This window comes from Thermoleptolyngbya sichuanensis A183 (genome assembly GCF_013177315.1).
Taxonomy (GTDB): Bacteria; Cyanobacteriota; Cyanobacteriia; order Elainellales; family Elainellaceae; genus Thermoleptolyngbya; species Thermoleptolyngbya sichuanensis.
This window is the reverse complement of record NZ_CP053661.1, coordinates 2,517,279-2,541,918: the sequence shown is the minus strand read 5'-3', so window position 1 is coordinate 2,541,918 and position 24,640 is coordinate 2,517,279. Positions and strand designations below refer to the sequence as shown.

The window sequence follows — 24,640 nt, the reverse complement described above, 5'->3', positions numbered from 1 at the left end:
GAAATTAACATAAAACCCAAAATCTAAAATCTAAAACCCAAAATTCTCCCTTCTCTATACTCACCTGTCCACTGACCGACTCGCGTATGCCCCCAGAACCCATCGCAATTATTGGAATTGGCTGTCGCTACCCCGGCGCTGATTCTCCCGACGCTTTTTGGCAGTTGCTTAAAAACGGTGTCGATGCCGTCACAGAAGTACCGCCCGCTCGGTGGAACAAAGACCAGTTTCAAGCAGTGGCGAATACAGAATCAGCCAGAGCCAGTCTGCGGTGGGGCGGTTTTTTAGAACAGGTCGATCAGTTCGACCCGCTGTTTTTTGGGATTGCGCCCCGCGAAGTGAACACGATGGACCCGCAGCAGCGGCTCTTGCTGGAGGTGGCGTGGGAGGCGATGGAGGATGCAGGCATTGTGCCGGAGCGCCTGCGGGGAACGGATACGGGCGTGTTTGTGGGCATCGGCACGCACGACTATTCCATCATGCTGTGGCAAGACCCCATTGATGACCCGTATCTCACCACAGGCACGGGCAACTGCATCGCCGCCAACCGGATCTCCTACCTTTTTGACCTGAAGGGGCCGAGTCTGTCGGTGGATACCGCTTGCTCTTCCTCGCTAATTGCCATTCACCTGGCCTGTCAAAGCCTGTGGACGGGTGAATCGACGATGGCGCTGGCGGGCGGCGTGAATGTGCTGCTGCTGCCGACGGTGACGCTGGGCTTTGCGCGGGGCGGGTTCATGTCCACCAGCGGGCGCTGCCGCAGCTTTGATGCCAGGGCCGATGGCTACGTCCGCAGCGAAGGGGCGGGGATGGTGCTGCTGAAGCCCCTGTCGCAGGCGCAGGCGGATGGCGACCCGATTTATGCCGTGATTCGGGGCACGGCAGCAAATCAGGATGGGTTCAGCAACGGCATGGCCGCGCCGAATGTAGACGCGCAGGAGCGGGTGCTGCGGGCGGCCTATCGGCGGGCGGGCATTTCCCCAGGGCAGGTGCAATATATCGAAGCGCACGGCACGGGTACGAAACTGGGTGACCCGATCGAAATCACGGCGCTAGGCCGAGTGCTAACGGAGGAGCGTCCGGCAGGTAGCTTATGCGCGGTGGGTTCGGTGAAGTCCAACATCGGGCATACAGAAACGGCAGCGGGCGTAGCAGGGGTGATTAAAGCCGCCCTCAGCCTGAAACAGGGGCAAATTCCGCCTAGCCTCCATTGCCAAACACCCAATCCGCAAATTGGATTTGACTCACTGCCGCTGCGAGTGCAGACGGAGTTAACGCCGTGGAAATCCAGCCCTGCGATCGCCGGAGTGAATTCCTTCGGCTTTGGCGGCACGAACGCGCATATCGTCATGCAGGAAGCACCGCCGCCTGCTGAACAGAATGGGGCTAAGAATGCCCCTAAGAAGATAAATAAGAAGGTAAGCAAGAAGCTAAACAAAAACTCAAAAAAGAAGCAGATCGATGCGCTATTGGAACGTGAATCGGAAGGCGATCGCCCGCCGTATCTGCTGATCCTCTCCGCCAAAAGCGAAACTGCCCTGCGACAGCTCGCGCACCGCTATGGCGAATACCTGACGAATCACCCAGAGACGGATTTGGACAGTTTGTGCTTTACGGCAAACACCGGGCGATCGCGCTTTTCCCATCGGCTGGCGCTGGTGGCAGCGTCTCCTGTGCAGATGCAGCAGCAGCTTCGAGCCTTTGCCCAGCGCCAGGAAACGGCCAATCTCACCTACGGTGTGGCTTCTCAAGCAGCTACAGAGGTGGCGTTTCTGTTTACGGGGCAGGGGTCGCAGGCGGTGGATATGGGGCGATCGCTCTACCAAACACAGCCGCTCTTTCGCCAAACGGTAGACAAAGCCGCGAAACTGCTGGAGCCGCAGCTTAAGCGTCCCCTCCTGTCGGTGCTGTATCCCGCGCCAGACCAGGCTTCCGAAGCCGCCGACTGGATCGATCAGACCGCCTACACCCAGCCAGCCCTGTTTGTGTTGGAATATGCCCTAGCGACGCTGTGGCAGTCGTGGGGCGTACAGCCTGCGGTGGTCATGGGCCACAGCATTGGCGAGTATGTGGCGGCCTGCATTGCCGGAGTGTTTAGCCTGGAGGATGCGCTGCGGCTGGTGGCGGCGCGGGGCCGGCTGATGCAGGCTCTCCCGCAGGGCGGCGGCATGGTGGCGGTGATGGCGGATGCAGAAACAGTGGCGGCGCGGCTGGGGACGGCAGAAACGGTGGCGATCGCCGCTCTCAATGGCCCGCAGTCTACGGTCGTCTCCGGCGAGAAAATGGCCCTGGCAAAGCTCACCGCTCAACTCGCCGCTGAAGGCATCAAAACCACGCCGCTGAATGTCTCCCATGCCTTCCACTCGCCGCTGATGTCGCCCATGCTGGCGGAGTTTGCCCAGGTTGCGAATACCGTTGCTTACCACAGTCCGCACATTCCGCTAATTTCCAACGTGACGGGCGATTTTATGACTACGGACATTGCCACGCCCGACTACTGGGTTCAACACATTTGCCAGCCCGTGCGATTTAGGCAGGGCATGGACACCTTGCAGCAGCAGGGCTGTGGCGTGCTGCTGGAGATCGGCGCAAAGCCGATTCTGCTGGGCATGGGACGGCTGTGCGTGCAGGCCGGCGATCCCGATTTGGCGAAAACCATGCTCTGGCTGCCGAGCCTGCGACCAGGGCAAGACGACTGGCAAACGCTGCTCAGCAGCCTGGGAGAACTGTATGTTCGCGGCGTGGATATCGATGGGCAGGCGATCGCCCCTCCCTCTGCCCGACGGATTCCCAACCTGCCGACCTACCCATTCCAGCGACAGCGCTACTGGTGGCAGCCGGATCGCCCGTCTGGATCAGTCAGCCCGCCTGTACCCAGTCGCCCGCGTTCTCTAGGGCTGCATCCCCTGCTGGGCGAACGGCTGCGACTGGGCGGCACCAGCGACATCCGGTTTGAAGCGCAAGTCAGCGCCGATGCACCCGCCTATCTTGCGGATCATCGGATTGCCACGCAGCCCGTCTTTCCCGCCGCCGCCTATGCAGAAATGGCGATCGCCGCGGGTCGGGCCGTGGGGCTATCCCCAGTGGAACTGACTCAGGTTCGCATTGAGCAAGCGCTGCGGCTGTCGGCGGCTGCCACCCCGCTGCAACTGGTGCTGTCGCCAGAAGCAGGCGGCTATCGGTTCCAACTCTTGAGCCTGAACGCCGAGTCGGAGGCATGGACGCGCCATGTCACGGGCTTTTTGGCAGCAGGTCAGCCGTTGAGTTCCGGCCCTGCGCTGGCAGAGATCCAGGCGCAATTTCGTCAGCAGGCGATCGCCCCGCTGGACTATTACGCCCAGTTGCGCCAGCAACACCTGAACTATAGCCCTGCGTTTCAGGTGATTCAGCAACTCTGGCAGGGCGAGGGCGCTGCCCTGGCTCGTCTGCACCTGCCGGATACGCTGGGGACTGAGGCGGCGGCGTACCATCTGCATCCCGCACTTCTGGACGGCTGTTTTCAAACGGTGGCGGCTGCCTGCGGGCTGGACAGTGCCGCCGGAACTTACTTACCTACGGGCATCGAATCGCTGCGGCTGGGGGTTCCGGCCCAGTCCACGGTCTGGAGTTGGGTACGGCAGGTTCGCGCTATGGCTCCACCGGAAAACGGCGGGCATTGGCATCAGACCAGCGAAGCCGCATTGCCCCTGGCTGCGGATTTACAGATTCTCAATCCGAATAGCGAACTCGTGGCTGAGATCACGGGACTGACCCTGCATCGCGTCGGCGAAATGTCGCTTCTGCGGCTGGCCGGCAGCACAGGATCTTCGCAGGTTGTAGAACGTGATCCGGCCCACTCCACAGAACTGCAAACGGAATGGATCTATACCCTAGACTGGCAGGCGGACGGGAATGATCCTCAGCCTGCACCTGCATCGGCTCAATCCCGCCAGTGGATGATTCTGAGCGATCGCCAAAAGATTGGCCAACAGCTTGCAGAACTTCTGACCCAGCAGGGCGATTCGCATAGCAATCCCTTCGGGAATCGCGCATCACTGCTGTTTGCGGATTGGGGGTCGGATGGGACTTCGGCAAACAGCATGAATCCGCTGGATGCCGAAGAGATGCAGCAACGCATTGCAGAACAGGTGGCGATCGCCCCGGTGACCGATGTGGTGTACCTGTGGGGACTGGATGCGGAACCGTCCAGCACGGGCCAAACGCTAACCCAAACCTGCACCCAGCTTTGCGGCGGTGTGCTGCATCTGGTGCAGGCGCTCAATGCCGTTCAAAAATCCCCCACGCCCCGGTTGTGGATCGTCACGGCGGGAACACAGGCAATTGCCCCATCTGACCCGCCCACCCACGTCCCTGCGGCGGCGCTGTGGGGATTGGGGCGATCGCTGCGCCAGGAACAGCCCGACCTGCGCTGCACCTGCATCGACCTGGATGTGGTAGACCCAGACCCCGCCAAGACCCTGCTAGCGGCATTGCACCAGACCGATGCGGAAGACCAAATCGCCTATCGCCAGGGCACTCGCTACGGGGCGCGGCTGAGTCCAGATCTGGCAAAGCCCGCCCTGACGATTCCCGCTGCGCCCTCATTTCGCCTGGGCTTGACACAATACGGCGTGCTGGATCACCTGACGCTGATGCCCTGCCAGCGGCGATCGCCCGGCCCTGGTGAAGTGGAGATCTTGGTGCGGGCGGCAGGCGTAAACTTCCGCGACGTACTGAACGCCCTGGGAATGCTCCAGCCCTATCTGGAGCATATGGGCTTTGCCACGGCGGACGCAGTGCCCTTTGGCGGCGAGTGTGCAGGGACGGTGGTGTCCCTGGGCGAAGGCGTAACGGCATTCCGTGTGGGCGACGAGGTGATGGCCGCACAAGCAATTGGCAGCCTGGGGCAGCATGTCACCGTAAATGCGAAATGGGTTGCGCCGAAGCCCAGATCCCTCACCTTTGCAGAAGCAGCAACGATTCCGACGGCGTTTCTGACAGCGGTTCACGGACTCTGCCAGTTAGCAAAGCTGCAAAAGGGCGAACGCATCCTGATTCATGCCGCAGCGGGCGGGGTGGGTCTGGCCGCAGTTCAGCTTGCCCTGCGCCTTGGTGCAGAGGTCTACGCCACGGCCAGCGCACCCAAACAGGACTTCCTCAAGTCTCTCGGCGTGCAGCATGTGTTTGATTCGCGCACACTGGCGTTTGCCGACCAGATCGCCAAAGTCACGAACGGACAGGGCGTGGACGTGGTGCTGAATAGCCTCAACGAAGACTACATTCCCCGCAGCCTGGAACTGCTGTCGCCCAAGGGTCGCTTCGTCGAAATCGGCAAGCTCGGCATCTGGACATCGGAGCAGGTTCGCGCCCTGCGCCCCGATGTGGACTATTTTTCGTTTGACTTGCTGGAGGTGTCGCAGGCGCAGCCAGACTACATTGCGGCGCTGCTAAACGAACTGACCGACCAGTTCCAGCGGGAAGCGTTGCAGCCGCTCAAGCACACGGTGTTTGAGATTGCCGAAGCGCCGACTGCCTTTCGCTACATGGCCCAGGCAAAGCACATCGGCAAGGTGGTGATGACGCTGCCGCCCGTGCTGCCCCAGCAGCCTGCGGTTCGCCCCGATGGAACTTATCTGATTACGGGCGGGCTGGGGGCGCTGGGCCAACTCACGGCGCAATGGCTGCTGGAGCAGGGGGCAAAGAGCCTGCTGCTGGTGGGGCGCAAGGCTCCCTCGGCGATCGCCCAAGCCTGGATCGACGACCTGAAAGCCCACGGAGTGTCCGTCATCCCAACCCAGGCAGATGTGGCAGAACCGGGGGCGATCGCCCCTCTGCTAGAACGCTGTCCCCTACCGCTGCGGGGCGTGGTTCACGCGGCCGGCGTGCTGGACGACGGCATCCTGCAAAACCAGACATGGGAGCGCTTTCAGGCGGTGCTGGCTCCCAAGGTGCAGGGAGCCTGGAACCTGCATGAACTGACGCGATCGCACGATTTGGATTTCTTCGTCTGCTTCTCGTCAGCGGCGGCGCTGCTGGGTTCGGCGGGTCAGACCAACTACGCCGCTGCCAATGCAGCGCTGGACAGCCTGATGCATCATCGCCGCCAGTTGGGGCTGCCGGGCCTCAGCGTCAACTGGGGAGCCTGGGCCGCGGGCATGTCTATGCAACTGATGGAACGAGAGCGACAGCGGCTCGAAGCTCAGGGCATGAGGCTGATTTCGCCCGCGCAGGGGATGCCACTGTTGGCTGAGCTATTGCGGCAAAACCCGGTGCAGGCGGGCGTGTTGCCCATCGATTGGGCCAGGTTTCGCGCAGCCCAGGCAGGACAGGAACTATCGCCTTTTTTTGAGCGCGTGCTACCCGCCGCCCCCGTTGCCACCCCTGCGGCCTCTCCGCTCTTGCAAAGCTTGCAGCAGGCGGGCGATTCCGGGATGGATCACGTTGCGAATCGTCTGGAGCGATTGCAGCAGTTTATCCAGCAGCAGTTGGCCAAAGTCCTGGGCTTTAGCGCACCGGAACTGATTGACATTCACGATCAGTTTTCGGACTTGGGGATGGATTCGCTGATGGCGGTGGAATTCACCAACCGACTCCAGGCAGGGCTGGGCTTCTCCATTTCGCAAGCGCTGCTGCTCGACCATTCCAGCGTGGCTGCCCTGGCGGAGCATCTGGCCACAACGCTGTTTCAAGACGATACCGCTGCGGGGAAAGGAGTAGTCACAACACGGCAGGCGATCGCCCAAACCGGGCAGTCTATTGCAATGGACATTGCCACAGCCACAGACCTTGCCATTGCCACAGCCACAGACCTTGCCGCAACGGAAACGACCGCCAGAGAAGGAGAAGACGGGCGATCGCCCTCGTCCTTGCAGCACCCTGAACAGTCAGATTCGCCACCCTCTAGGACAAATCAGGAGAACACCAACCTGAACGGACTGACGAATGCAAGTATTTCCGCCGATCGAGTCGGGAACAGCAGCCTCTATACCCCTCAGCCGGATGCGTCGGGTTCAAATCTAGGTTCAAATCTAATCGCTCATTCTGAATCAGAAAATCTTGAGGTTCCAGAATCCTATTATCACTTTCATCTCACGCCTGAGTATCAGAACCTGCGACAGGAATTGAATCGAGTAGAAGAACTCGGAAACCCCTTTTTCATGCAGCATACTGGGATTTCCCGCGACACCACTGAGATTCATGAAAAAACATTCATTAGCTACGCCAGCTATAACTACCTGGGCATGTCCGGTGATCCGATTGTGACCCAGGCGGCGATTGCTGCGGTGCAGGAATATGGCACGTCGGTTTCCGCCAGTCGCGTCCTGTCAGGCGAACGCCCTTTCCACCGAGAGCTAGAACAGGAAATTGCTCGGTTTTTGGATACTGAGGATTGTCTGCTGTTCGTTGGGGGCCACGCCACAAACGTAACGACCATCGGGCATCTGTTTGGTCGCCAAGACTTGATCCTCTACGATGCCCTCAGCCACAACAGCATCCGCGAGGGCTGCAAATTGGCAGGGGCGACGCTGATGGAATTTCCGCACAACGATTGGCGATCGCTCGAACACCTGTTGTCCCAGCATCGTCTGCGCTATGAAAAAGTGCTGATTGCCATTGAAGGCATCTACAGCGCGGATGGCGACATCGCTCCCTTGCCAGACATTGTGGCGCTGAAAAAGCGTTTCAAAACCTTCCTGCTGGTGGACGAGGCGCACTCCATTGGCGTGTTGGGGCAGAGCGGTCGCGGCATTGGAGAACATTTTGGCATTGCAGCCCGCGACGTGGATCTGTGGATGGGAACGCTGAGCAAGTCGTTTGCAAGCTGCGGCGGCTACATTGCGGGCAGCAATGCGCTGGTGGAGTACCTAAAATATACGGCTCCTGGTTTTGTGTACAGCGTGGGCATGACTCCTGCGAACACGGCAGCCGCCCTCGCCTCGCTGCGACTGCTGCAACGGGAGCCAGAGCGAGTTCAGCGGCTCAGAGCGCGATCGCAGCTATTCCTCCACCTCGCACAAGACCACGCACTGAACACGGGCAGCAGTGCAGACACGCCGATTATTCCGGTCATCATCGGCGACTCCCAGCGAGCGATTCAGCTTTGTCACCGCATAATGCAGCATAGGATTCATGTGCAGCCGATGGTCTATCCCTCGGTGCCCTACGATCGCGCTCGTTTGCGGTTCTTTTTGTCTTGTTTACATACGGAGGAGCAAATTCACCTTACTGTATCGGCGATCGCCAAGGAGATTTCGCGATTGAATTCTTAGTTAGTTAAATTTCTAACCCCACCTAATGTCAGGCTATGACCCGCACTGTTCATGCTCTTGTTCCAAAAACGTGAATTCAGAGCTTACAGCAACTCTCAAAAGCTGAGCGTGAGCAGATCCAAAACCCATCAAAAAAATGACATTTTCTATTCCTAATAACCTTGTAAGAGCCTCCTCTTTGAATCACCAGTCTGTTTCTTCTAGGATTTCCTACACCGCGCTAATTCTGACAACATCGTGGAGCGCTGTCGTGCTTTCTCCGATGTCAGCCCTTTCCCAGGAAGCATTACCCCAAGACGATATTTCCCCAGCTTCTATCCCCGCATTGGTTGAATCTTCTCCATCTGCGTTGCTGCCCGCCGCATCGACGGAATTCTTGCTTCCACCAGATTCAACTGATGCGATTGCGGAGAGTCCGATGCCGCTTACGTCTTACCAGGCGGCGGATTTGCTGAATATGGAAGCGCCGTTGCCATCCGAATTGGCCGCTACTGCCGACTACCCACCGGAGCCAGATGCAGACGGGAGGGCGATCGCCCAAGCTGAGCCAGCCGCACCATCCGCCCCGGAACGCTTTGGAGCCGTTGGGCAAAATTACTGGTACGTGCAGGCAGGGCCGTCCATTTCCTTCGATCCAGATGATGACGGCTTTGCAGCGTTTGGGCTGGCGGGCGCAGGCATTACGGACTTCTTTGCCCACGGGCACAGCATTAACCTGGAATTGAATAAGCTCAAGTTCATTCAGCCAGGAGACGATGCGGTGGGTCTCAATCTTGGGCTGATCCTGCGCTGGCACTTTGTACGAGAAGACACCTGGTCGCTATACGTGGATGGCGGCGCAGGGTTTCTGGTCACCAGTGAAGACGTGCCCGCAGAGGGTGGATCGCAGTTCAACTTCACGCCCCAGGTCGGCGGCGGTGCAACCTTCCGAATGCGAGACCAGGAACACCTCATGGTAGGGCTGCGCTGGCACCACATTTCCAACGCCGAGCTATACCCACCAAACCCCGGACGCGACAGCATTCTACTCTACGTCGGCTATATGTGGCCGCGCTGAGGATTAGGGGCTGGTAGCAACAGGCAGGCGCGAAGCCCAAAGGCTGACCAGGCGATCGACTGCCTGATCCCAACCGTAGGGCTGCACCCAGTCTCGCGCCTGCTGCCCCAGGCGTTGCCGCAGGTCTGGGTCTTCGATAAGCAACTGAAGTTTTTCGACAAAATCGGCCGTGTTGTCTGGCTTATAGAGCAGACCGTTAACTCCGGGCTGAATGCTGTCCAGAACACCGCCTGCCGCTGGAGCAACAACGGGAATTCTAGCAGCAAAAGCTTCAAACAGCGTCAGCCCTTTGGTTTCCTTCTTGGAGGTTGTGACGTGGATATCACTATTTGCCATAAGCGCAGGAATCTGATTTGGAGACACGCGACCCAGCAGGTGAAAATCGACCACGCCCGTTAGCGATTGACGGATGGTATCCCGCAGTTCGCCATCCCCCGCAATCAGCAGCGAGATGCGATTTGAACCCAGTTTTTGGACTAACTTTGGAACTGCTTTCAGCGTGAATTTCCAGCCCTTGTCTGGGGTTAATCGCCCTAGGAAAAGAAGTTTTGTGCGATCGCCCACTTCGATTCCATAGGTCTTTTCAAAAAATAGTTCCTGCCGGAGGTTCGGGCTAAAGACAGCTAGATCAACGCCCAGCAATTCTTCGTATAGTGCATTCCTAATCCCCAGTTTTTGCAGCTTTTCATAGGTGGTTTTGCTGCCCGTTAGCGTCACATCATAGGCGTTGAATACCCGCTGAGTAATGAACACTTTGCAAAGCCACCTCACTAAGGTTTGCAGCGGGGCTGGCAGCGGAAAAAAGTCGTCAATATATTCCAAGAAATTGGTGTGATAGAAGCTGGTGCAGGGGATCTGGTGCGTCTTCGCATGGGCGATCGCCGGAATTTTGCCAAAGCCAAGAAAGAGGCGATCGGGTTCATCCACATGAATAACATCAGGCTGAAATTGCGCCAATCTTGGCAGCACAAGATCATAGGATGTTGAGGTAACATTGCGCTCAAACTCAACCCCCATAAATGAGGTGCTTGGCAAATTGATAACTTCTACACCAGGCAAAAAATGTCCTGTATAGTCTGCCCAATTTGGATAGATCGATTCCAGCAATTCATAGCTTGGACAAAACACTAAGACCTGATGACCCAACTCGCTCAGTCGCTTCAATCTGTGGAGGAGAGTGACTGTCACCCCATCGATTACGGGCAGAAAGCCAGACGTAAGAATTGCAATTTTCATATATAAATTTAGCTGTTAAGTTAATTATTAAGCCTTGTCACTCTTGTCACTGGTTTGGGTCGATTATTTCTGCCTGGCTTCCCACTCTAAAAGATTTTTGCGACCGCTCTGTACATAGGGCGACCAGGCAATCAGTTGGATCATAAACTGATTGAACCAGGATACGGGCGCACGCATTGGACGGATGAAATCAACAAACAAAATTACGCGCATGTCATCTGTATGATTCCAGGCGGAATGAGGAAACGTATCGTCAAAAATCAGGCTTTTTCCCTCCTGCCAGTGGCTCACTCCGCTGCCCACCCGAATGCCGCACTGCTCTGCCGCTGCGGGTACTTTTAGCCCCAAGTGATAGCGCAACAATCCCTTATAGGGGCCGCGATGTTCTGGGATGGTTTTATGGGGCAGCAGGATAGAAAAGAATGCCGTTTTCATGCCAGGAATCTGTTCAACTAGGCGCGTCGTTTCGGGGCAGCGCAGGCAGTTTTGCTCTGCTTTGTAGCCATAACCATAGAGAAAGTAGGTCTTCCACAGATTGTCCTGAGTGATGCTGATCTGATCCGTAGAGATGTCTTGAAAATTGGGAATGGAATACACGTCTTTCAGCAGATTGTCTAACTCTGCTCGAATCGTTTTCCAGTTTGTTTCTAGAAGGCCAGCCCAGGGAAATTGCTGAACTTCAAAAAAAGCCCCGTCACCAACAGCAGAATACTTCGCAATTAGATCCTCTAAGCTTCTAACCAGCTTTTCCCCTTGATGAACCACAAAGGCTTTATGCTGTTTCTGGAATTGATCGATTAAGGATTTCATAATCATGGAGAAGAGCAAGGTTGGTTAACTTTCCAGAGCGACAGAGCCAGTTCATTGGGGACTAGTTTTTGGGGACGATAGGTTTCTTGAACGGGTTGGTTTGTTTCAGTTTGAATGCGGGTGATTAACGCTGCTGAAGGATTCAAAAAAAACACAGGCTGGCACGGTTCTAATAATAGGCGATCGCCCCTCCAATTCTCGCCTATCGAGGCAATCACCTGGATCTGCGTTTGGGGCTGCAAGTCGAGACTGAGGGAGACCAGATCCAGCGCCTGGGCAGGTTCGGCAATCAGGCGGGGGGGAAGGGTCTGGCCAGTAGTTTGGTTAATCAACGCGGCGATCGCCCGATTGTGCAGATTGCGACTTTTCTGGTACTTGGGCGGCTGCTGAAGTTGGAAGCCGTAGGACAGAAAGCACAGGGCAACCAGGCAAAGCATCAGCCCCCGCCCAAATCGCCGCCGAGAGGGGGATTTGGCGCAGAGTGAGTCAGTGAGGTAAGAAGACAGCACCAAAATCATACCCAGGTGAAACGGCAGCAAATAGCGGGCAGCCGTGGAAAGCTGGCTATTGCGGACAACATCTAGCCCCAGCAGCAGGGCAGGAATCGTCAGGGCAAACAGCACGACAAATCCCCAGACCGGGCGTGGTCTGCGGCGGACGAGATGGCGGAGGGCGATCGCCAGCAGCAGCACCAGCAGCATGGAGGTCAGCAGTTTGGCGACGGTCGGCAGGTCGGGGGACAGCGTGGCGGGTACGTCAAACAGCAAAATGGAGGTGTTGTAGAGCCAGATTGCCAACAGCGGCAAAACGCCCATCGGCTGACGCATCCATTCAGTATTGGCTTGCAGGGTATCCCAGCGACCCAGCACGACAAACACCCACGGGAGAAATAGCCCGACTGCCAGCGCCGCTGCCTGGAGGAACCCACACCGCTGAGCGCGAGTCCGAGACGGGTCGCATCGCGAACTGGCCACTCTCAGCACATATAGCCCATGCCCCAGAAACACCAGCACCGTCAGCAGCGACGTATACAGCCCCACCGCCATGCTGAATCCATAGGTCAACCAGCGCCGAAGCGAATGCGGCATCTCGTTCCCAACGGCGTTCTGCTTCACGTTCTGTTTCACGTCCTGTTTCATGCTCCCTTTCACGTACCCCATCGCGTTCCATAACGCCAAACTGCTCCACAGCAGCGTGACGCTCCACAGGCTGTAGGGACGTGCTTCTTGGGCATAGGATACGAAAAAGGGCGATAGAGCGAGCAACATCGTGGCGATCGCCCCGGCAGTGGCAGAATTAAACAACTGGCTGGCCAGTCGCCCGATGAGCGCAAGTGAGATCAGGCTGAACAGAACCGAGAGCGATCGCACGGCGACTATGCTGCTGCCCCAAAGTTTTGTCCAGCCGTGGGCTAGCAAGAAATAAAGCGGGGCGTGTTCGGGGCTTTGAGCCAGGGCACGGAGGACTTGGGTTAAGGGCAAATCGGGGGCGGGATGCAAAAACTGCTGGAGGTCTGCGGGCGTGCGAGGAACGCCGTCGCTGAGTTGGGCGGTGACTTCGGCGCGGGTGTAGCCAGAAATGCGAACCGAGGTGGCGACTTCATCCACCCAATACACGCGATCGCCCAGCCCATACCCCCGAAACAGGATGCCAGCCAGAATCAGGAATACCAGCAATCGTCCCAGGATTTGACCCGGATTTTGCAGGAATTTGAGAGGCGATCGCGCTACATGAAACATCGCAACAGGAACGCAGTGAGGAGCGACATCACTCAGCTAGAAGGACAGGATCGATCGGGATTCTCAACGTGCCAGAGGGATAGATAAATGTCTGAATCTGTCAAGGTTTTTGGGCGAAAAACTTCGGTAATCTGGGGGCGATCGCGCTGCTGAATGTCCTGCTGGAGCGATGCAGATGGGTTAAGCAGAAAGAAGGGTTCACATCGCTGCGGCGGCATGGACGCAGGACTCAGAATTTGAACCCTGATATCGGGTTTGAGGAACTGGCTGAGGGATACCAGATCGAGGGCATAGCGAGACTCGGCAACGATCTGGGGTAAAGGCTGCTGATTCACCAGGGCGGCGATTTCAGGGTTGTGGCGATTGCGAGATTTTTGATAGTCGGGAATGTGATGCAGGTTGGACAGACCCGATGAAAAGCTGACCGTGAGCAGGAAGGCTAAAACGCCGCGCTGCCAGGAACGCCCCGCAGAGAGCCAGCCTGCTACCGAAATTAGTACGGCAAGCTGGACAGGGATGAGGTAGCGCGATGTGGCCGAGGCTTGGCCCTGACGGATGAGATCCAGCGCCACCAGAATCACAGGAACAGGCAGCAGCAGGGCGGCGACGAAGCTTCCTACATGCTGCTGCTGAAATGTCCACCGGAGCGCAAGGGCGATCGCCCCCAGGGTGAGCAGTGCAGTGAGAAATTTGACCGCCACCAGCGAAACTGGCCCCAGTTCCACAGGCGCGTCAAAAAACAGCACGACGAGACTATAGAGCCAGACCACCAGCATCGACAGCGCCCCCATTGGCTGGCGCATCCATTCAGTATTAGCTTGCAGGGTATCCCAGCGACCCAGCACGACAAACACCCACGGGAGAAATAGCCCGACTGCCAGCGTCGCTGCCTGGAGGAACCCACACCGCTGAGCGCGAGTCCGAGACGGATCGCATTGCGAACTGCCCACTCCCAGCACATACAGCCCATGCCCCAGAAACACCAGCACCGTCAGCAGCGACGTATACAGCCCCACCGCCATGCTGAATCCATAGGTCAACCAGCGCCGAAGCGAATGCGGCATCTCGTTCCCAACGGCGTTCTGCTTCACGTTCTGTTTCACGTCCTGTTTCATGCTCCCTTTCACGTACCCCATCGCGTTCCATAACGCCAAACTGCTCCACAGCAGCGTGACGCTCCACAGGCTGTAGGGACGTGCTTCTTGGGCATAGGATACGAAAAAGGGCGATAGAGCGAGCAACATCGTGGCGATCGCCCCGGCAGTGGCAGAATTAAACAACTGGCTGGCCAGTCGCCCGATGAGCGCAAGTGAGATCAGGCTGAACAGAACCGAGAGCGATCGCACGGCGACTATGCTGCTGCCCCAAAGTTTTGTCCAGCCGTGGGCTAGCAAGAAATAAAGCGGGGCGTGTTCGGGGCTTTGAGCCAGGGCACGGAGGACTTGGGTTAAGGGCAAATCGGGGGCGGGATGCAAAAACTGCTGGAGGTCTGCGGGCGTGCGAGGAACGCCGTCGCTGAGTTGGGCGGTGACTTCGGCGCGGGTGTAGCCAGAAATGCGAACCGAGGTGGCGACTTCATCCACCCAATACACGCGATCGCCCAGCCCATACCCCCGAAACAGGATGCCTAGCACCACCGCTAGCACCACCGCTAGCACCACAAGCCCTTGCCAGATTTGCTGTTTCGAGATCCACATTCTTTGCTTCACAGTGTTCCTTGCTTCACAGTATTCCTTGCTTGGCAGTGTCGATTTCCTGACAACAGACCTGGCAACAGATCGGTTTGGGGTTGGATGCATAGCGGCGCTACATTCCGGCAGCAGCAGGCTCAGCGTAGCGCGTAACGAAGCGCTGGAGCGTCTGGAAATACAGCGTCCGGTTGATTCGTCGCAAATTGCTGTGGCCCGCTTGGGGAATCAGCAGCAGTTCCTTGGGCGGCGGCGCGGCCTCGTAGAGCGCTTGCCCCATGTGAACAGGCACGACGCGATCGCCCGTCCCGTGGATCACCAGCAGCGGCATCTGGAGCGATCGCACTTTTGCCAGGGAATCAAACCGCTGATGCAGCAAAAGATCCACAGGCAAAAGCGGCACAGGAACAAAGTAGCGGATCATGTCTCGCATGGAGGTAAACGAGCTTTCGACAACCAGGGCGGCCAGGTCGGGATTGTGGGCTGCTAGGTCGAGGGCGATCGCCCCTCCGATGGATCTTCCCATAACCACGATGCGCTGTGGCGGAATGCGGCGGGTTTGGGTGAGGTAGTCGAGGGCGGCGATCGCATCGGCATAGACCGACTGTTCGCTAGGAAAGCTGCCTTGGCTCTGCCCATAGCCGCGATAGTCGATGAAAAAGGCCGCCCAGCCTAATTCATGAATCTGCGCTGCCAGTCGAGGCAGATCCCCCAAATTGCTGCCTGTGCCGTGGAAATATAGCACCGTCGGTGCGTCGTCCCGATTCGCGCCAATCCACCAGCCGCGCACCCGCCCCGTCCCTACGGGCAAATCGACGGTTTCGTAGCGCAATCCTACCGCATCCGGCGTAGTGCGAATGTCAGCATCGGGACGAAAAATCAGCCGCGTCTGCCCCGCCCACATCAGCCCACAGGCCGCTACGTACAGCGCCGCCATGCTGATCAACAATCGATAGAGCCTCTTAGTCTTCGTAAAACGCATCCGATGTAGGTTTCAGGAGTCAGGGGTCAGGGGTCAAGGGCAGAACGACTTTCAAGTGTCCTAGCTCCCTCTCCGACCGCCGTAAGCACGGCCCGCCATCCCTAATGCTTATGCAGAACAGAGGTCGGAGGGGGTTTGGGGGACGCGCTTCGTCCCCCAAGCGGGGGTTTTGGGGGAAAGCTTCCCCCAAGGCTTGCTGGCTCGGATACTGAAACAAGCTCTTTAAGCACTGCCGCGATCGCCAACCCTAGGAAAGCTTGCTACCTCCAGGGAGCGCAGCCCTACTCACCGCGATCGCCAGCAATAAACCGGATTTGAGATCATCCTGATCCCTAAAACCTGACCCCTGATTCCTATCTCCTGCCAGACGTATTATCATCCATAGGTTCGCTGTGGGAAGTGGGGATTGTGGGGATTCAAGAATATCGGTTGGTGGCACTGCCAGGGGAAGGGGTGGGCCCAGAGGTCGTAGAAGCGGCGCTGGCGGTGCTGGCGCATTTGGCGACGCTGCATGGCTTTTCGGTGCGGGTGACGCATGGGCTGGTGGGAGAACCCGCCGTACAGCAGTTTGGCACAGGGTTTCCGGAGGCGACGGCGCGGCTCTGCGAGGGGGCAGACGGTATTTTATTCGGGGCGGTGTCAAAGGCGGGCTTGCTGGAGTTGCGAAAGCAGTTTGACCTGTTTGCCAATTTGCGCCCGGTGCGCCCAGTCAAAAGTCTGCGGCATCGCTCGTCGATCAAGCCGGAAAAGCTAGACGGCGTGGACATTTTGTTCGTGCGAGAGCTAGTCAGCGGCATTTACTTTGGCCCGTCGGGGCGCGGGGTGGATGAGACGGCCCCCTACGGCTTTCACACAATGCAGTATGCCGATTCCGAAATTCGGCGGATTGCCCGCGTTGCGCTTCAGCAGGCCCAGCAGCGGCGCAAGAAACTGGCGATCGCCCACAAGGAAAATGCGCTGCCCTGCCTTCCCTGGACGCGGCTCGTGCAGGAAGAAGCGGCGGCGTTTCCCGATGTAGCGCTGGTGCCCATGCTGGTGGACAATCTGGCGATGCAGTTGGTGATGAATCCGCAGCAGTTTGACGTGATTTTGGCGGGCAACCTGTTTGGCGACATCCTCAGCGACATTGGCGGGGCGATCGCCGGGTCGATTGGGCTACTGGGGTCTGCCAGCTTGAACGCAGACGGCTTTGGCCTGTACGAGGCGATTCACGGCACTGCGCCAGATATTGCAGGCAAGGGCATTGCCAATCCGATGGGGACACTGGCCAGTGTGGAGTTAATGTTGCGGCAGTGGGACGAGGGAACCGCAGCGGCCCATCTGGCGATCGCCCAAGAGCAACTGCTGGAGGCAGGCTATCGCACAGCCGACCTAGTGGACTCGCCAGAAGATCGGTTTGTGAATACGAAAGCCTTCACGGAGCAACTGATTCAACAGCTAACCAATTCAAAAGCTAACCAATTCAAAAGCTAAATCATTCAAATCCCTATGAACACACCTGAGAATCATCCTGAGAATCATCCTACGAATCAATCTGAGAAGGTTTTAACTCTGGGAGATGATATCAATACGGATAATATTATTCCCGCAAAGCGAGGAACCAATCTCGACCCAGCGCATCTGAAACGGTATGCGCTGGAACACATTATCGGTATCGATCAACTCATGAATTATGACGTAATCGAAGCAGGCGCAAACTTCGGCTGTGGCTCCAGTCGAGAAATCGCAGCGATCGCCCTAAAAGCGGCGGGTATCCGCGAGGTGCGGGCGCGATCCTTTGCCGATATTTTTTATCGCAACAGCATCAATATCGGTTTGCCCTTAAAGCACTTAGGCGAAGCAGAATCTCACCCGATTGTGGCGGCGATTACGCAGGCAGGCGGACTGTTTGCCTTTAACCAGCAGCGATTGCGCGGAGACATAGCCCTGCCGCCCAGCGACACGCCGCGCCGCCCCATGACGATGGCAGAAAAGCTGCTGGCGCGGGCATCGGGCAATGCGTTTGTACAGCCCGGTGAGGTGGTGTTTGCCAGAGTGGATTTGGCGATGTCCCACGATGCGATCGCCGCTGGGGTAGCACAGCTTTTCTACCAGCATTTCGGTGAGTCGGCAAGGATTTGGGAGCGCGATCGCCTGGTGCTGGTGGCGGATCATTTTATTCAAATCAACGACATTCGGGTTGACCCCAAAGCTGACCTGCTTTATCAGCAAATGGTTCAGTTTGCCGAGGAGCAAGGCTGCCACCTGCTGGATGTGGTGTCGCCCGGAGAGGCGGCGGGCATTTGCCATGTGCTGCTGCCAGAGCGGGGGTTTGTGCGGCCGGGCATGGTGATCGCAGGGACGGATTCCCATAGCTGCACCTATGGCGCGTTTGGCTGCTTTTCCACGGGCATCGGCACGACGGACATGGCAAATTTGCTGGCAACGGGCGACCTGTGGCTGCGCGTGCCGCCGACGCTGCGAATCTGCCTGGAGGGAACGCCTGCACCAGAGATCAGCGCTAAAGATATCATGCTGTTTTTGCTGGGGCAGTTGGGCTGCGACGGGGCGATCGGGCGGGTGCTGGAGTTTTGCGGCGGGGCGATCGCCCGAATGCCGATGGACGAGCGGATGACGCTGGCGAATATGGCAGTGGAGTGTGGGGCGCTGTGCGGACTGATCGCGCCTGATGCAGTGACGTGGGAGTATCTAGCAGAACGCCAGAGGGAAGTCCCTAGCGAATACTTAGAAGAACGACTGGATGATGAGGTGATGGCAGAACTGGGGAGGGCGATCGCCAGTTCTGCGGATGCAGAATACGAACGCACCTACACGTTTGACCTGACCCATCTAGAACCCCAAGTCGCCTGTCCGCCCAAGCCCGATCAGGTCGTGGGCATTAGCCAGTTGGGGCGGGTTCCCATCACCAAGGCGTTTATCGGCTCCTGCACGGGCGGCAAATTGCATGACCTGGCCGAAGCGGCGGCAGTGCTAAACGGGAACCGAGTTGCGCCCCAGGTCAGCCTGTTTGTCGTCCCTGCGTCGCAAGCTGTGCTGCAACAGGCCGAGGTCTTGGGCTATGTGGAGATTTTAGAGGCGGCGGGTGCAACAATTCTCAAGTCGGGCTGCGGAGCCTGCATCAACGCGGGCAGGGGCGTTTTGGAGGCGGGCGAGAACGGCATCTACGCCACCAATCGCAACTTCAAGGGGCGCAGCGGCGATCCCACGGGGAATAACTATCTAGCCTCGCCGCGAGTGGTGGCCGTTTCTGCAATTCGGGGATACATCAGCAGTCAGTTGGACTAGGGGAAATAAGTTGTATCAGATCTTGCACGGTGTAAAGACGGTAGCAATACAGGTTAAAAGCTGGCTTGTTTACTGCAAACGCACTAGAAAAATGATTACCAAGCGACATAGGTTTAATCTGCCAGTGTGAATCAGACGGTGATGCATCAGTGAATACTGGGACACGAATTGAGCCGTTAGGAGCGATCGCCATCTCAGCCTGCTCCAGCCCGCTCAGCCCCAGCCCGATCGCCTTCAGATATGCTTCTTTGCATGTCCAGAGTTGAAAGAACTGAGCAAGTTGTTCGGCGGTTGAAAATTTGCTCAGGAAAGCGCGTTCTCCCTCTGAAAAAAAGGTGCGGGCGAGGGCTGATACCTCTAGCGGGCGGTGCTGCTCTAGGTCTACGCCAATTGGGTGGGTAAGGGTAAAAGCGTACAGCACCAGCCCTCCAGCATGAGATAGGTTGAATTGCAGCGGCGGAGTTTCACTAGACGGCGGGGCAAAGACCGGCTTGCCATAGGAGTCGTAGGAAAAGCGAATAGCAGCCGGAGAAAGACCTGTGTAGCGACTGAGCAGATACCGCAGGGTGCCCCGACAGATGATGAATCGCGTGCGATCGCCCTCTTGCCGAAACTTTGCGGCTCTGGCGTGTTCATCGGGTGAAAGGATTTGCTCAAACAATAACAGGCTTTCTGCACAGCTTTCGACATTCATGAGCCACAGATGAACGTCTTCGGAAGAGAGGATTGCTGACTCTGAAGATGATAGCCAAGTGGGGGCGATTGCCGCAATTTTAGGAACAGTGAAAGACATAAGTGACGGATTCAATCAGGATGCAAAATACTGTCGCAGATGTACGAACTTAAGAAGACATAACGGTACTCAAAATATCCCCCGTTTGACTCGTATCGTAACCGCCCAGCGTTTGTAGCTGCGACAGAACCCGACGATGGCCCAGCGTACTCAAAAGCTGCTGCACGGGCGCTTCTTCGAGATAGGATTGGAGCGTTACCAGATCATAGCGAGAGTGATGCAGCGGGATGAACTCTAGCCCAAACGCTGCGGCAACCGATGCAGTGCTAACGCCTGCGCTTGCCTGCCCAGTGGCGATCGCCCTGGCCACCTCCAGATGCCCCGCTGCCAGGGTGTCGAATCCCCGAACCGCTTGCGGCGGAATGCCTGCTGCCTGGAGCGATCGCTCTAACACCTGCCGACTACCCGCCCCCGCTTCCCGATTCACAATCTTTACGTCCGGTCGAGTCAGATCTTCAATCGTTTTGAGATGCAGCGGGTTTCCAGGCTGAATGAGTAACCCCTCTTCCCAACTGCCCAAATTAATCACCACAGCAGAGACATTTTGCAGGGCAGCTTGCGTTTGCAGAGCAGTTTTCACAAACGGAACGTTGTGATCTTGCGTGGCCGCATCGTAGAGATGCATTCCTGCAAGATGCACCTCTCCGCAACAGAGCCGATCCAGGGCGCACATGCTGTTGTCCAGCGTCCAATGTACGCGCAGGTCGGGATGCCATCGCTCGGCGGCCCGCGCCCACAGCGACAGTGCTGGCGTGCAGCCCGCGATGACAACTGTGCGGTGCAGCTTTTCCAGATCGTCGAGCAGGTGGACGCGCAGCATTTGGGTAGTCGAATCGTAGCGACCTTCCCCGTCCGCAGGCACCATTTCTGTCCGAAAGGCGGTGCCCCCCTTCAGCGGGTGTGCAATCCACTGGCCGCCCACTCGGGCCAGGCTTAGTCGGGTTACCTGATCCGTCGGAAAGTCCCGGATCGGGATTGCATCCAACTCCACCGCATCTTGCTCCAGCCAAAACAGGTCTTCGACCTGGCAGCCCAGCGCCCCGGCTAGCCGCAGCGCCACGGTTGTAGATGGTGCGTATTGTCCTGCCTCTACGCCGCCGATGGTCTGGCGCGACACTCCGGCGATCGCCGCTAGGTCTTGCTGGCTCATGCCCAGCCGCAGCCGGATTTGCTTCAGATTATTGCAAAGGTCTGAGTCTTGCTTCACGGCTGTTAAGCTGAACGCAATTTGCTGCTTTTCACTTCAAGATAGTTTTTACTTCAAGATAGGTTTCACTTCGAGATGGTCTTCACTTCGGGATAGCATCCGATCTCAAGCTATCATGCCGGACTAGGAAACTGGCGTGAAGCCGAAGCTCTCGAATACTTCTGCAGCCTTGGGGCTAAGCAAAAATTGGACATATTCTTTCGCCTGATCGGGATGGACGCTGGCACGGATCACGGCCAGGGGATAGAGCGTCGGAGAGTGAAGATTTTCGGGGATCGCCTCCACAATGTTGACCTGATCTGTTGTTTTGGCATCCGTAACCCAAACCAGGGCTGCATCGACGTTGCCAGATTCTACATAGCCTAAAACTTGGCGCACGTTCTTGCCAAATACAAACTTAGGCTTCACCTGATCCAGCAGGTTCAGGTTCTTGAAAACTTCTTCCGAGTACCGCCCAATGGGTACGGTATCGGGGTTTCCAACTGCAATCCGCTTGACGCTTTCTTGGGTTAGATCTTGCAGGCTTTGAATTGCGGTAGAGTTTTTGGGAACCACAAGAACGATTTGATTCTTCACTAAGTCATTGCGCGTTTCTGGAAGCAGCAGACCGTCTTGCTCTAGGTCATTCATGTCTTTTTGAGCGGCTGATATAAAAATATCGACGGGCGCACCGCTCTGAATTTGCTGGCGCAGTTCGCCTGATGCACCAAAGTTGTAGGTAATCGTGATGTTGGGGTGTTCGGCCTGGTAGAGCGGCTTAAGGGCTTCTAGGGGTTCCGTGAGTGCGATCGCAGAGGAAACGGTTAGCTCGACAGGCTCCGCAAGGGGGGGCTGGGTTGCACAACTGACGCTAAGCATCAAACTCAACAATACACAAGTGATGAAAGTCAACCAGTTTGGGCGTTTCATGATCTATCCTCAGAAGTTTTTCAGTAGGAGTAGTTTCTGGGCATCGAGACAAGCGATCCAGGGCTGCGGCCGATGTTTCAGCGCGTCCCACTTTTCTTTCAAAACTTCAGCCTGGAGATGATAATCATCTGCATGGCTGGATGGCTCTCCAAGCTTGAGATATAGGGTCATGTGGTGAGGTGTTTCGCTAGCCCAAGCTAGCCAAGCCGGGAAGGTATTAGGGCGATGGGGCGTTTCTAGAAAGCGGATGTGATGGGCACGGATGCCAATGTGTGTATGTCTGCCATCAATGGGAGCATCCATTTGAAGCGTGCAGTTCCAATCCAGCGCCCGTACCGTTTGTCGATTGATTGGCTGAATGCAGGAGTAGTTTTTACATCCGGTTAGCCGGGCAACGCTCATGGTTTCAGGGCGATCGAAGATATCCTGTTTCTGTCCGCTGGCAATCACTTTTCCGGCGGAGAGAACGAGCAGTTGCTCACAAATGCGGTAGGCTTCGTTCAGATTGTGGCTAACAAACAGCGTGAGTCCCTGGTAGCCCGAGAGAGTTTTAATCAACTGCTTTTCCAGCTCGCTGCGGAGGTGAGTATCCAGGGCGGAAAAGGGTTCATCCAGCAGCAGCAGATCTGGTTCAGTGATTAGGGCGCGGGCTAAGGCAACCCGCTGCTGTTGTCCGCCGGAAAGCTGATGAGGATAGCGGTTTCCAAATCCGGCAAGCTGAACGCGCCCAAGCTGCGCTTCGACGGTTTGGACGAGTTCTCGCTTTTCTTGTTTTGACCCCTGGCGCTTACTCAGTCCGTAGGCGATGTTTTGGGCAACCGTGAGATGCGGAAACAACGCATAGTTTTGAAACAGAAACCCCACGCGGCGATCGCGGCTGGGGAGGTTAATGCCTTTGCGCGAGTCGTAGAGAATGCGATTGTTCAGCACGATGGTGCCGCTGGTAGGGGTTTCAATGCCCGCGATGCAGCGGAGGGTCATGCTTTTGCCCGATCCTGACCCGCCCAAAATGCCGAGTGGCTCTCGTTCAGCGCTGAAGGCCACGTTCAGGGTGTAGCTGGGGAGCCGCTTCTGAATATCCACCAATAGGCTCATCTGGGTTGACCTCTGAGTTGATCTCTAAGTCGATCTCTGAGTCGATCTCTGAGCAAATTGCGATTGGCAACTGCGAAGGAGATTGTTTGGACTCCAAGTGCCGCACCCACCACAACAGAGCAAAGGCGATCGCCGTCATTATCAGCACCATCGTATTTGCCAGCCCATAGCGCTGCATCTGCACGGCATCGTAAATTGCCAGGGGGAGGGTCTGGGTGCGGCCGGGGATACTGCCTGCCACCATCAGCGTTGCGCCAAATTCTCCCAATCCCCGCGCCACGCTCAGCCCAAAGCCCGCCAAAATGCCGCGATGGGCAAGCGGCAGGGTAATCCGCCACAGCACTTCTGGCTCCGTTGAACCCAGCGTGCGGGCGGCGGCCTCTAGCTCTGGGCTGACGTTGGCGATCGCCGCACGGGTCGATTCCACCATCAGCGGCAGCGCTACCACCGCCGAGGCGATCGCCGCCGCCTGCCAAGTGAAGAGCAAATCAATCTTCAGCCATTCCCTAATCGGGCTACCGCGTCCCAGAGCCAGCAGCAAAAAATAGCCCACGACGCTGGGTGGCAGCACCAGCGGCAAATTCAGCAACGTAGACACAAAAATCTGTCCCCGAAACTGCACCCGCGCCAAAAAAATTCCCAACCCTAGCCCAAACACCAGAATCAAAGCGCTGGCGACCAAGGTGACCTGGAGAGAGAGGATCGACGGCTGCAAAATCATAGGACTAGCTCCTCTCCCGGCAAAACGAAACCGTATTTTCTCATGAGGGGCCGACCCTTCTCCCCATTAATAAATGCGGCAAACTGCTGAGCCAGTTCGGGATGCGGCGCGGACTTGGGCACGGCCAGCATCTGCTCCAAGGGCTGGTGCAATTCCGCCGGAATCAGCGTCCATTTTCCGGGTTTGCCGACGCTAATCGAAAGGGCGGCGATCGCCACTTCCACGTTCCCCGTTTCGGCATACTGCTGGGTTTGCTTAATGTTTTCCCCAAAAACCAGCTTGGGCTGAATCGCATCCCAAATCCCGGCAGACTGCATCGCTTCGCGGGCGGCGACCCCGTAGGGCGCGTGGTCTGGATTGGCGATCGCAACCCGTGTCACCTCCGGCTTCGTCAAGTCTTGCAGGGTTTTCAGATCCAGGGGACTATCTGCTCTCTGCCACAGCAAAATTCGCCCCACGCCATACAGCGTCTTCGTTTCGGATCGAATCAGCCCTTTCTCGTCCAAATCTTCGATAAATTTCCGGTTGGCTGCGGCAAATAAATCAACGGGTGCGCCCCGCTCAATTTGCTGTGCCAATTGTCCGGTTGAACCCAGGTTAAACGTAACCCGATGTCCGGTTTCCGCCTCCCACTGCTTGCCAATTTCGGGAAACACGTAGTTTAGGTCGGCCGCCGCTGAAACCGTCAGCGTGACTAGCTCCTGTGCAACGGGCAGTGCCGACTCAGGAGCCACATTGGAAGCCACATTGCAAGATCCCAACAATCCTACCAGTAGCCCAACCCACGCCCACCTCAAAAACCAATTCTGTCGTCTGACTCTTTTTCTGACCATTGGCTGACCCCTCTGCTATTCAAAGATAGCAGCAAT

15 protein-coding genes are annotated in these 24,640 nt (G+C 57.2%); 4 read left to right on the top strand and 11 right to left on the bottom strand.

Annotated elements, in window-relative coordinates; all coding sequences use genetic code 11:
- The first annotated feature begins 86 nt into the window (after positions 1-86).
- Together HPC62_RS23115 and HPC62_RS10590 are read left to right on the top strand one after the other, a co-directional pair.
- Positions 87-8,249 (top strand): type I polyketide synthase, encoded by an 8,163-nt coding sequence (locus tag HPC62_RS23115; protein WP_216655352.1) that lies wholly within the window; start codon positions 87-89, stop codon positions 8,247-8,249.
- Between the two features lie 418 nt (positions 8,250-8,667).
- Positions 8,668-9,306 (top strand): acyloxyacyl hydrolase, encoded by a 639-nt coding sequence (locus HPC62_RS10590; protein WP_216655351.1) that lies wholly within the window; start codon positions 8,668-8,670, stop codon positions 9,304-9,306.
- 3 nt (positions 9,307-9,309) lie between these two features.
- Here HPC62_RS10590 and HPC62_RS10585 read toward each other — a convergent pair whose 3' ends face one another.
- The 5 genes from HPC62_RS10585 to HPC62_RS10565 form a co-directional block, all read right to left on the bottom strand.
- Positions 9,310-10,542, bottom strand: a complete 1,233-nt coding sequence (locus HPC62_RS10585; protein WP_172355489.1) for a glycosyltransferase — start codon at positions 10,540-10,542, stop codon at positions 9,310-9,312.
- Positions 10,543-10,605: 63 nt separating this feature from the next.
- Positions 10,606-11,358: an aspartyl/asparaginyl beta-hydroxylase domain-containing protein gene (locus HPC62_RS10580; protein WP_172355487.1), complete on the bottom strand. Its 753-nt coding sequence runs from the start codon at positions 11,356-11,358 to the stop codon at positions 10,606-10,608.
- The gene (locus tag HPC62_RS10575) at positions 11,355-13,091 is read right to left on the bottom strand and encodes a glycosyltransferase family 39 protein (RefSeq protein ID WP_172355485.1); all 1,737 of its coding nucleotides are present in this window, start codon (positions 13,089-13,091) and stop codon (positions 11,355-11,357) included. Before HPC62_RS10575 ends, HPC62_RS10580 begins: the two co-directional genes overlap by 4 nt.
- A 32-nt stretch (positions 13,092-13,123) precedes the next feature.
- Positions 13,124-14,788 (bottom strand): glycosyltransferase family 39 protein, encoded by a 1,665-nt coding sequence (locus HPC62_RS10570; protein ID WP_172355483.1) that lies wholly within the window; start codon positions 14,786-14,788, stop codon positions 13,124-13,126.
- A 109-nt stretch (positions 14,789-14,897) separates the two neighbouring features.
- Complete coding sequence (locus HPC62_RS10565) at positions 14,898-15,761, bottom strand: alpha/beta hydrolase (protein WP_172355481.1); 864 nt, start codon at positions 15,759-15,761, stop codon at positions 14,898-14,900.
- 414 nt (positions 15,762-16,175) lie between these two features.
- Here HPC62_RS10565 and leuB point away from each other — a divergent pair, with 414 nt between their 5' ends.
- Together leuB and HPC62_RS10555 are read left to right on the top strand one after the other, a co-directional pair.
- On the top strand, positions 16,176-17,234 hold the full coding sequence (gene leuB, locus HPC62_RS10560; RefSeq protein ID WP_172358890.1) for a 3-isopropylmalate dehydrogenase: 1,059 nt from the start codon (positions 16,176-16,178) through the stop codon (positions 17,232-17,234).
- Positions 17,235-17,249: 15 nt separating this feature from the next.
- Positions 17,250-19,046, top strand: a complete 1,797-nt coding sequence (locus HPC62_RS10555) for an aconitase/3-isopropylmalate dehydratase large subunit family protein (RefSeq protein ID WP_172355479.1) — start codon at positions 17,250-17,252, stop codon at positions 19,044-19,046.
- Here the strand turns inward: HPC62_RS10555 and HPC62_RS10550 are convergent.
- The 6 genes from HPC62_RS10550 to modA (HPC62_RS10525) all read right to left on the bottom strand — a co-directional run bounded on the left by HPC62_RS10550 (position 19,027) and on the right by modA (HPC62_RS10525) (position 24,604).
- Positions 19,027-19,839 carry a 4'-phosphopantetheinyl transferase family protein gene (locus HPC62_RS10550; protein ID WP_172355477.1) on the bottom strand — a complete coding sequence of 271 codons (813 nt, stop codon included), beginning with the start codon at positions 19,837-19,839 and terminating at the stop codon, positions 19,027-19,029. The genes HPC62_RS10555 and HPC62_RS10550 overlap by 20 nt on opposite strands.
- 49 nt (positions 19,840-19,888) lie before the next feature.
- A complete protein-coding gene (locus tag HPC62_RS10545) occupies positions 19,889-21,046 on the bottom strand; it encodes a substrate-binding domain-containing protein (RefSeq protein ID WP_172355475.1) in 1,158 nt (385 codons plus the stop codon).
- A 123-nt stretch (positions 21,047-21,169) separates the two neighbouring features.
- Positions 21,170-21,955, bottom strand: coding sequence for a molybdate ABC transporter substrate-binding protein (gene modA / locus HPC62_RS10540; protein WP_172355473.1), 786 nt, complete (start codon positions 21,953-21,955; stop codon positions 21,170-21,172).
- A gap of 9 nt (positions 21,956-21,964) precedes the next feature.
- On the bottom strand, positions 21,965-23,050 hold the full coding sequence (locus tag HPC62_RS10535; RefSeq protein WP_172355471.1) for a sulfate/molybdate ABC transporter ATP-binding protein: 1,086 nt from the start codon (positions 23,048-23,050) through the stop codon (positions 21,965-21,967).
- Positions 22,983-23,771 carry a molybdate ABC transporter permease subunit gene (modB, locus tag HPC62_RS10530; protein WP_172355469.1) on the bottom strand — a complete coding sequence of 263 codons (789 nt, stop codon included), beginning with the start codon at positions 23,769-23,771 and terminating at the stop codon, positions 22,983-22,985. The genes HPC62_RS10535 and modB overlap by 68 nt, the downstream gene beginning before the upstream one ends.
- Positions 23,768-24,604 (bottom strand): molybdate ABC transporter substrate-binding protein, encoded by an 837-nt coding sequence (gene modA / locus HPC62_RS10525; RefSeq protein WP_172355467.1) that lies wholly within the window; start codon positions 24,602-24,604, stop codon positions 23,768-23,770. Before modA (HPC62_RS10525) ends, modB begins: the two co-directional genes overlap by 4 nt.
- Between the last annotated feature and the right edge of the window lie 36 nt (positions 24,605-24,640).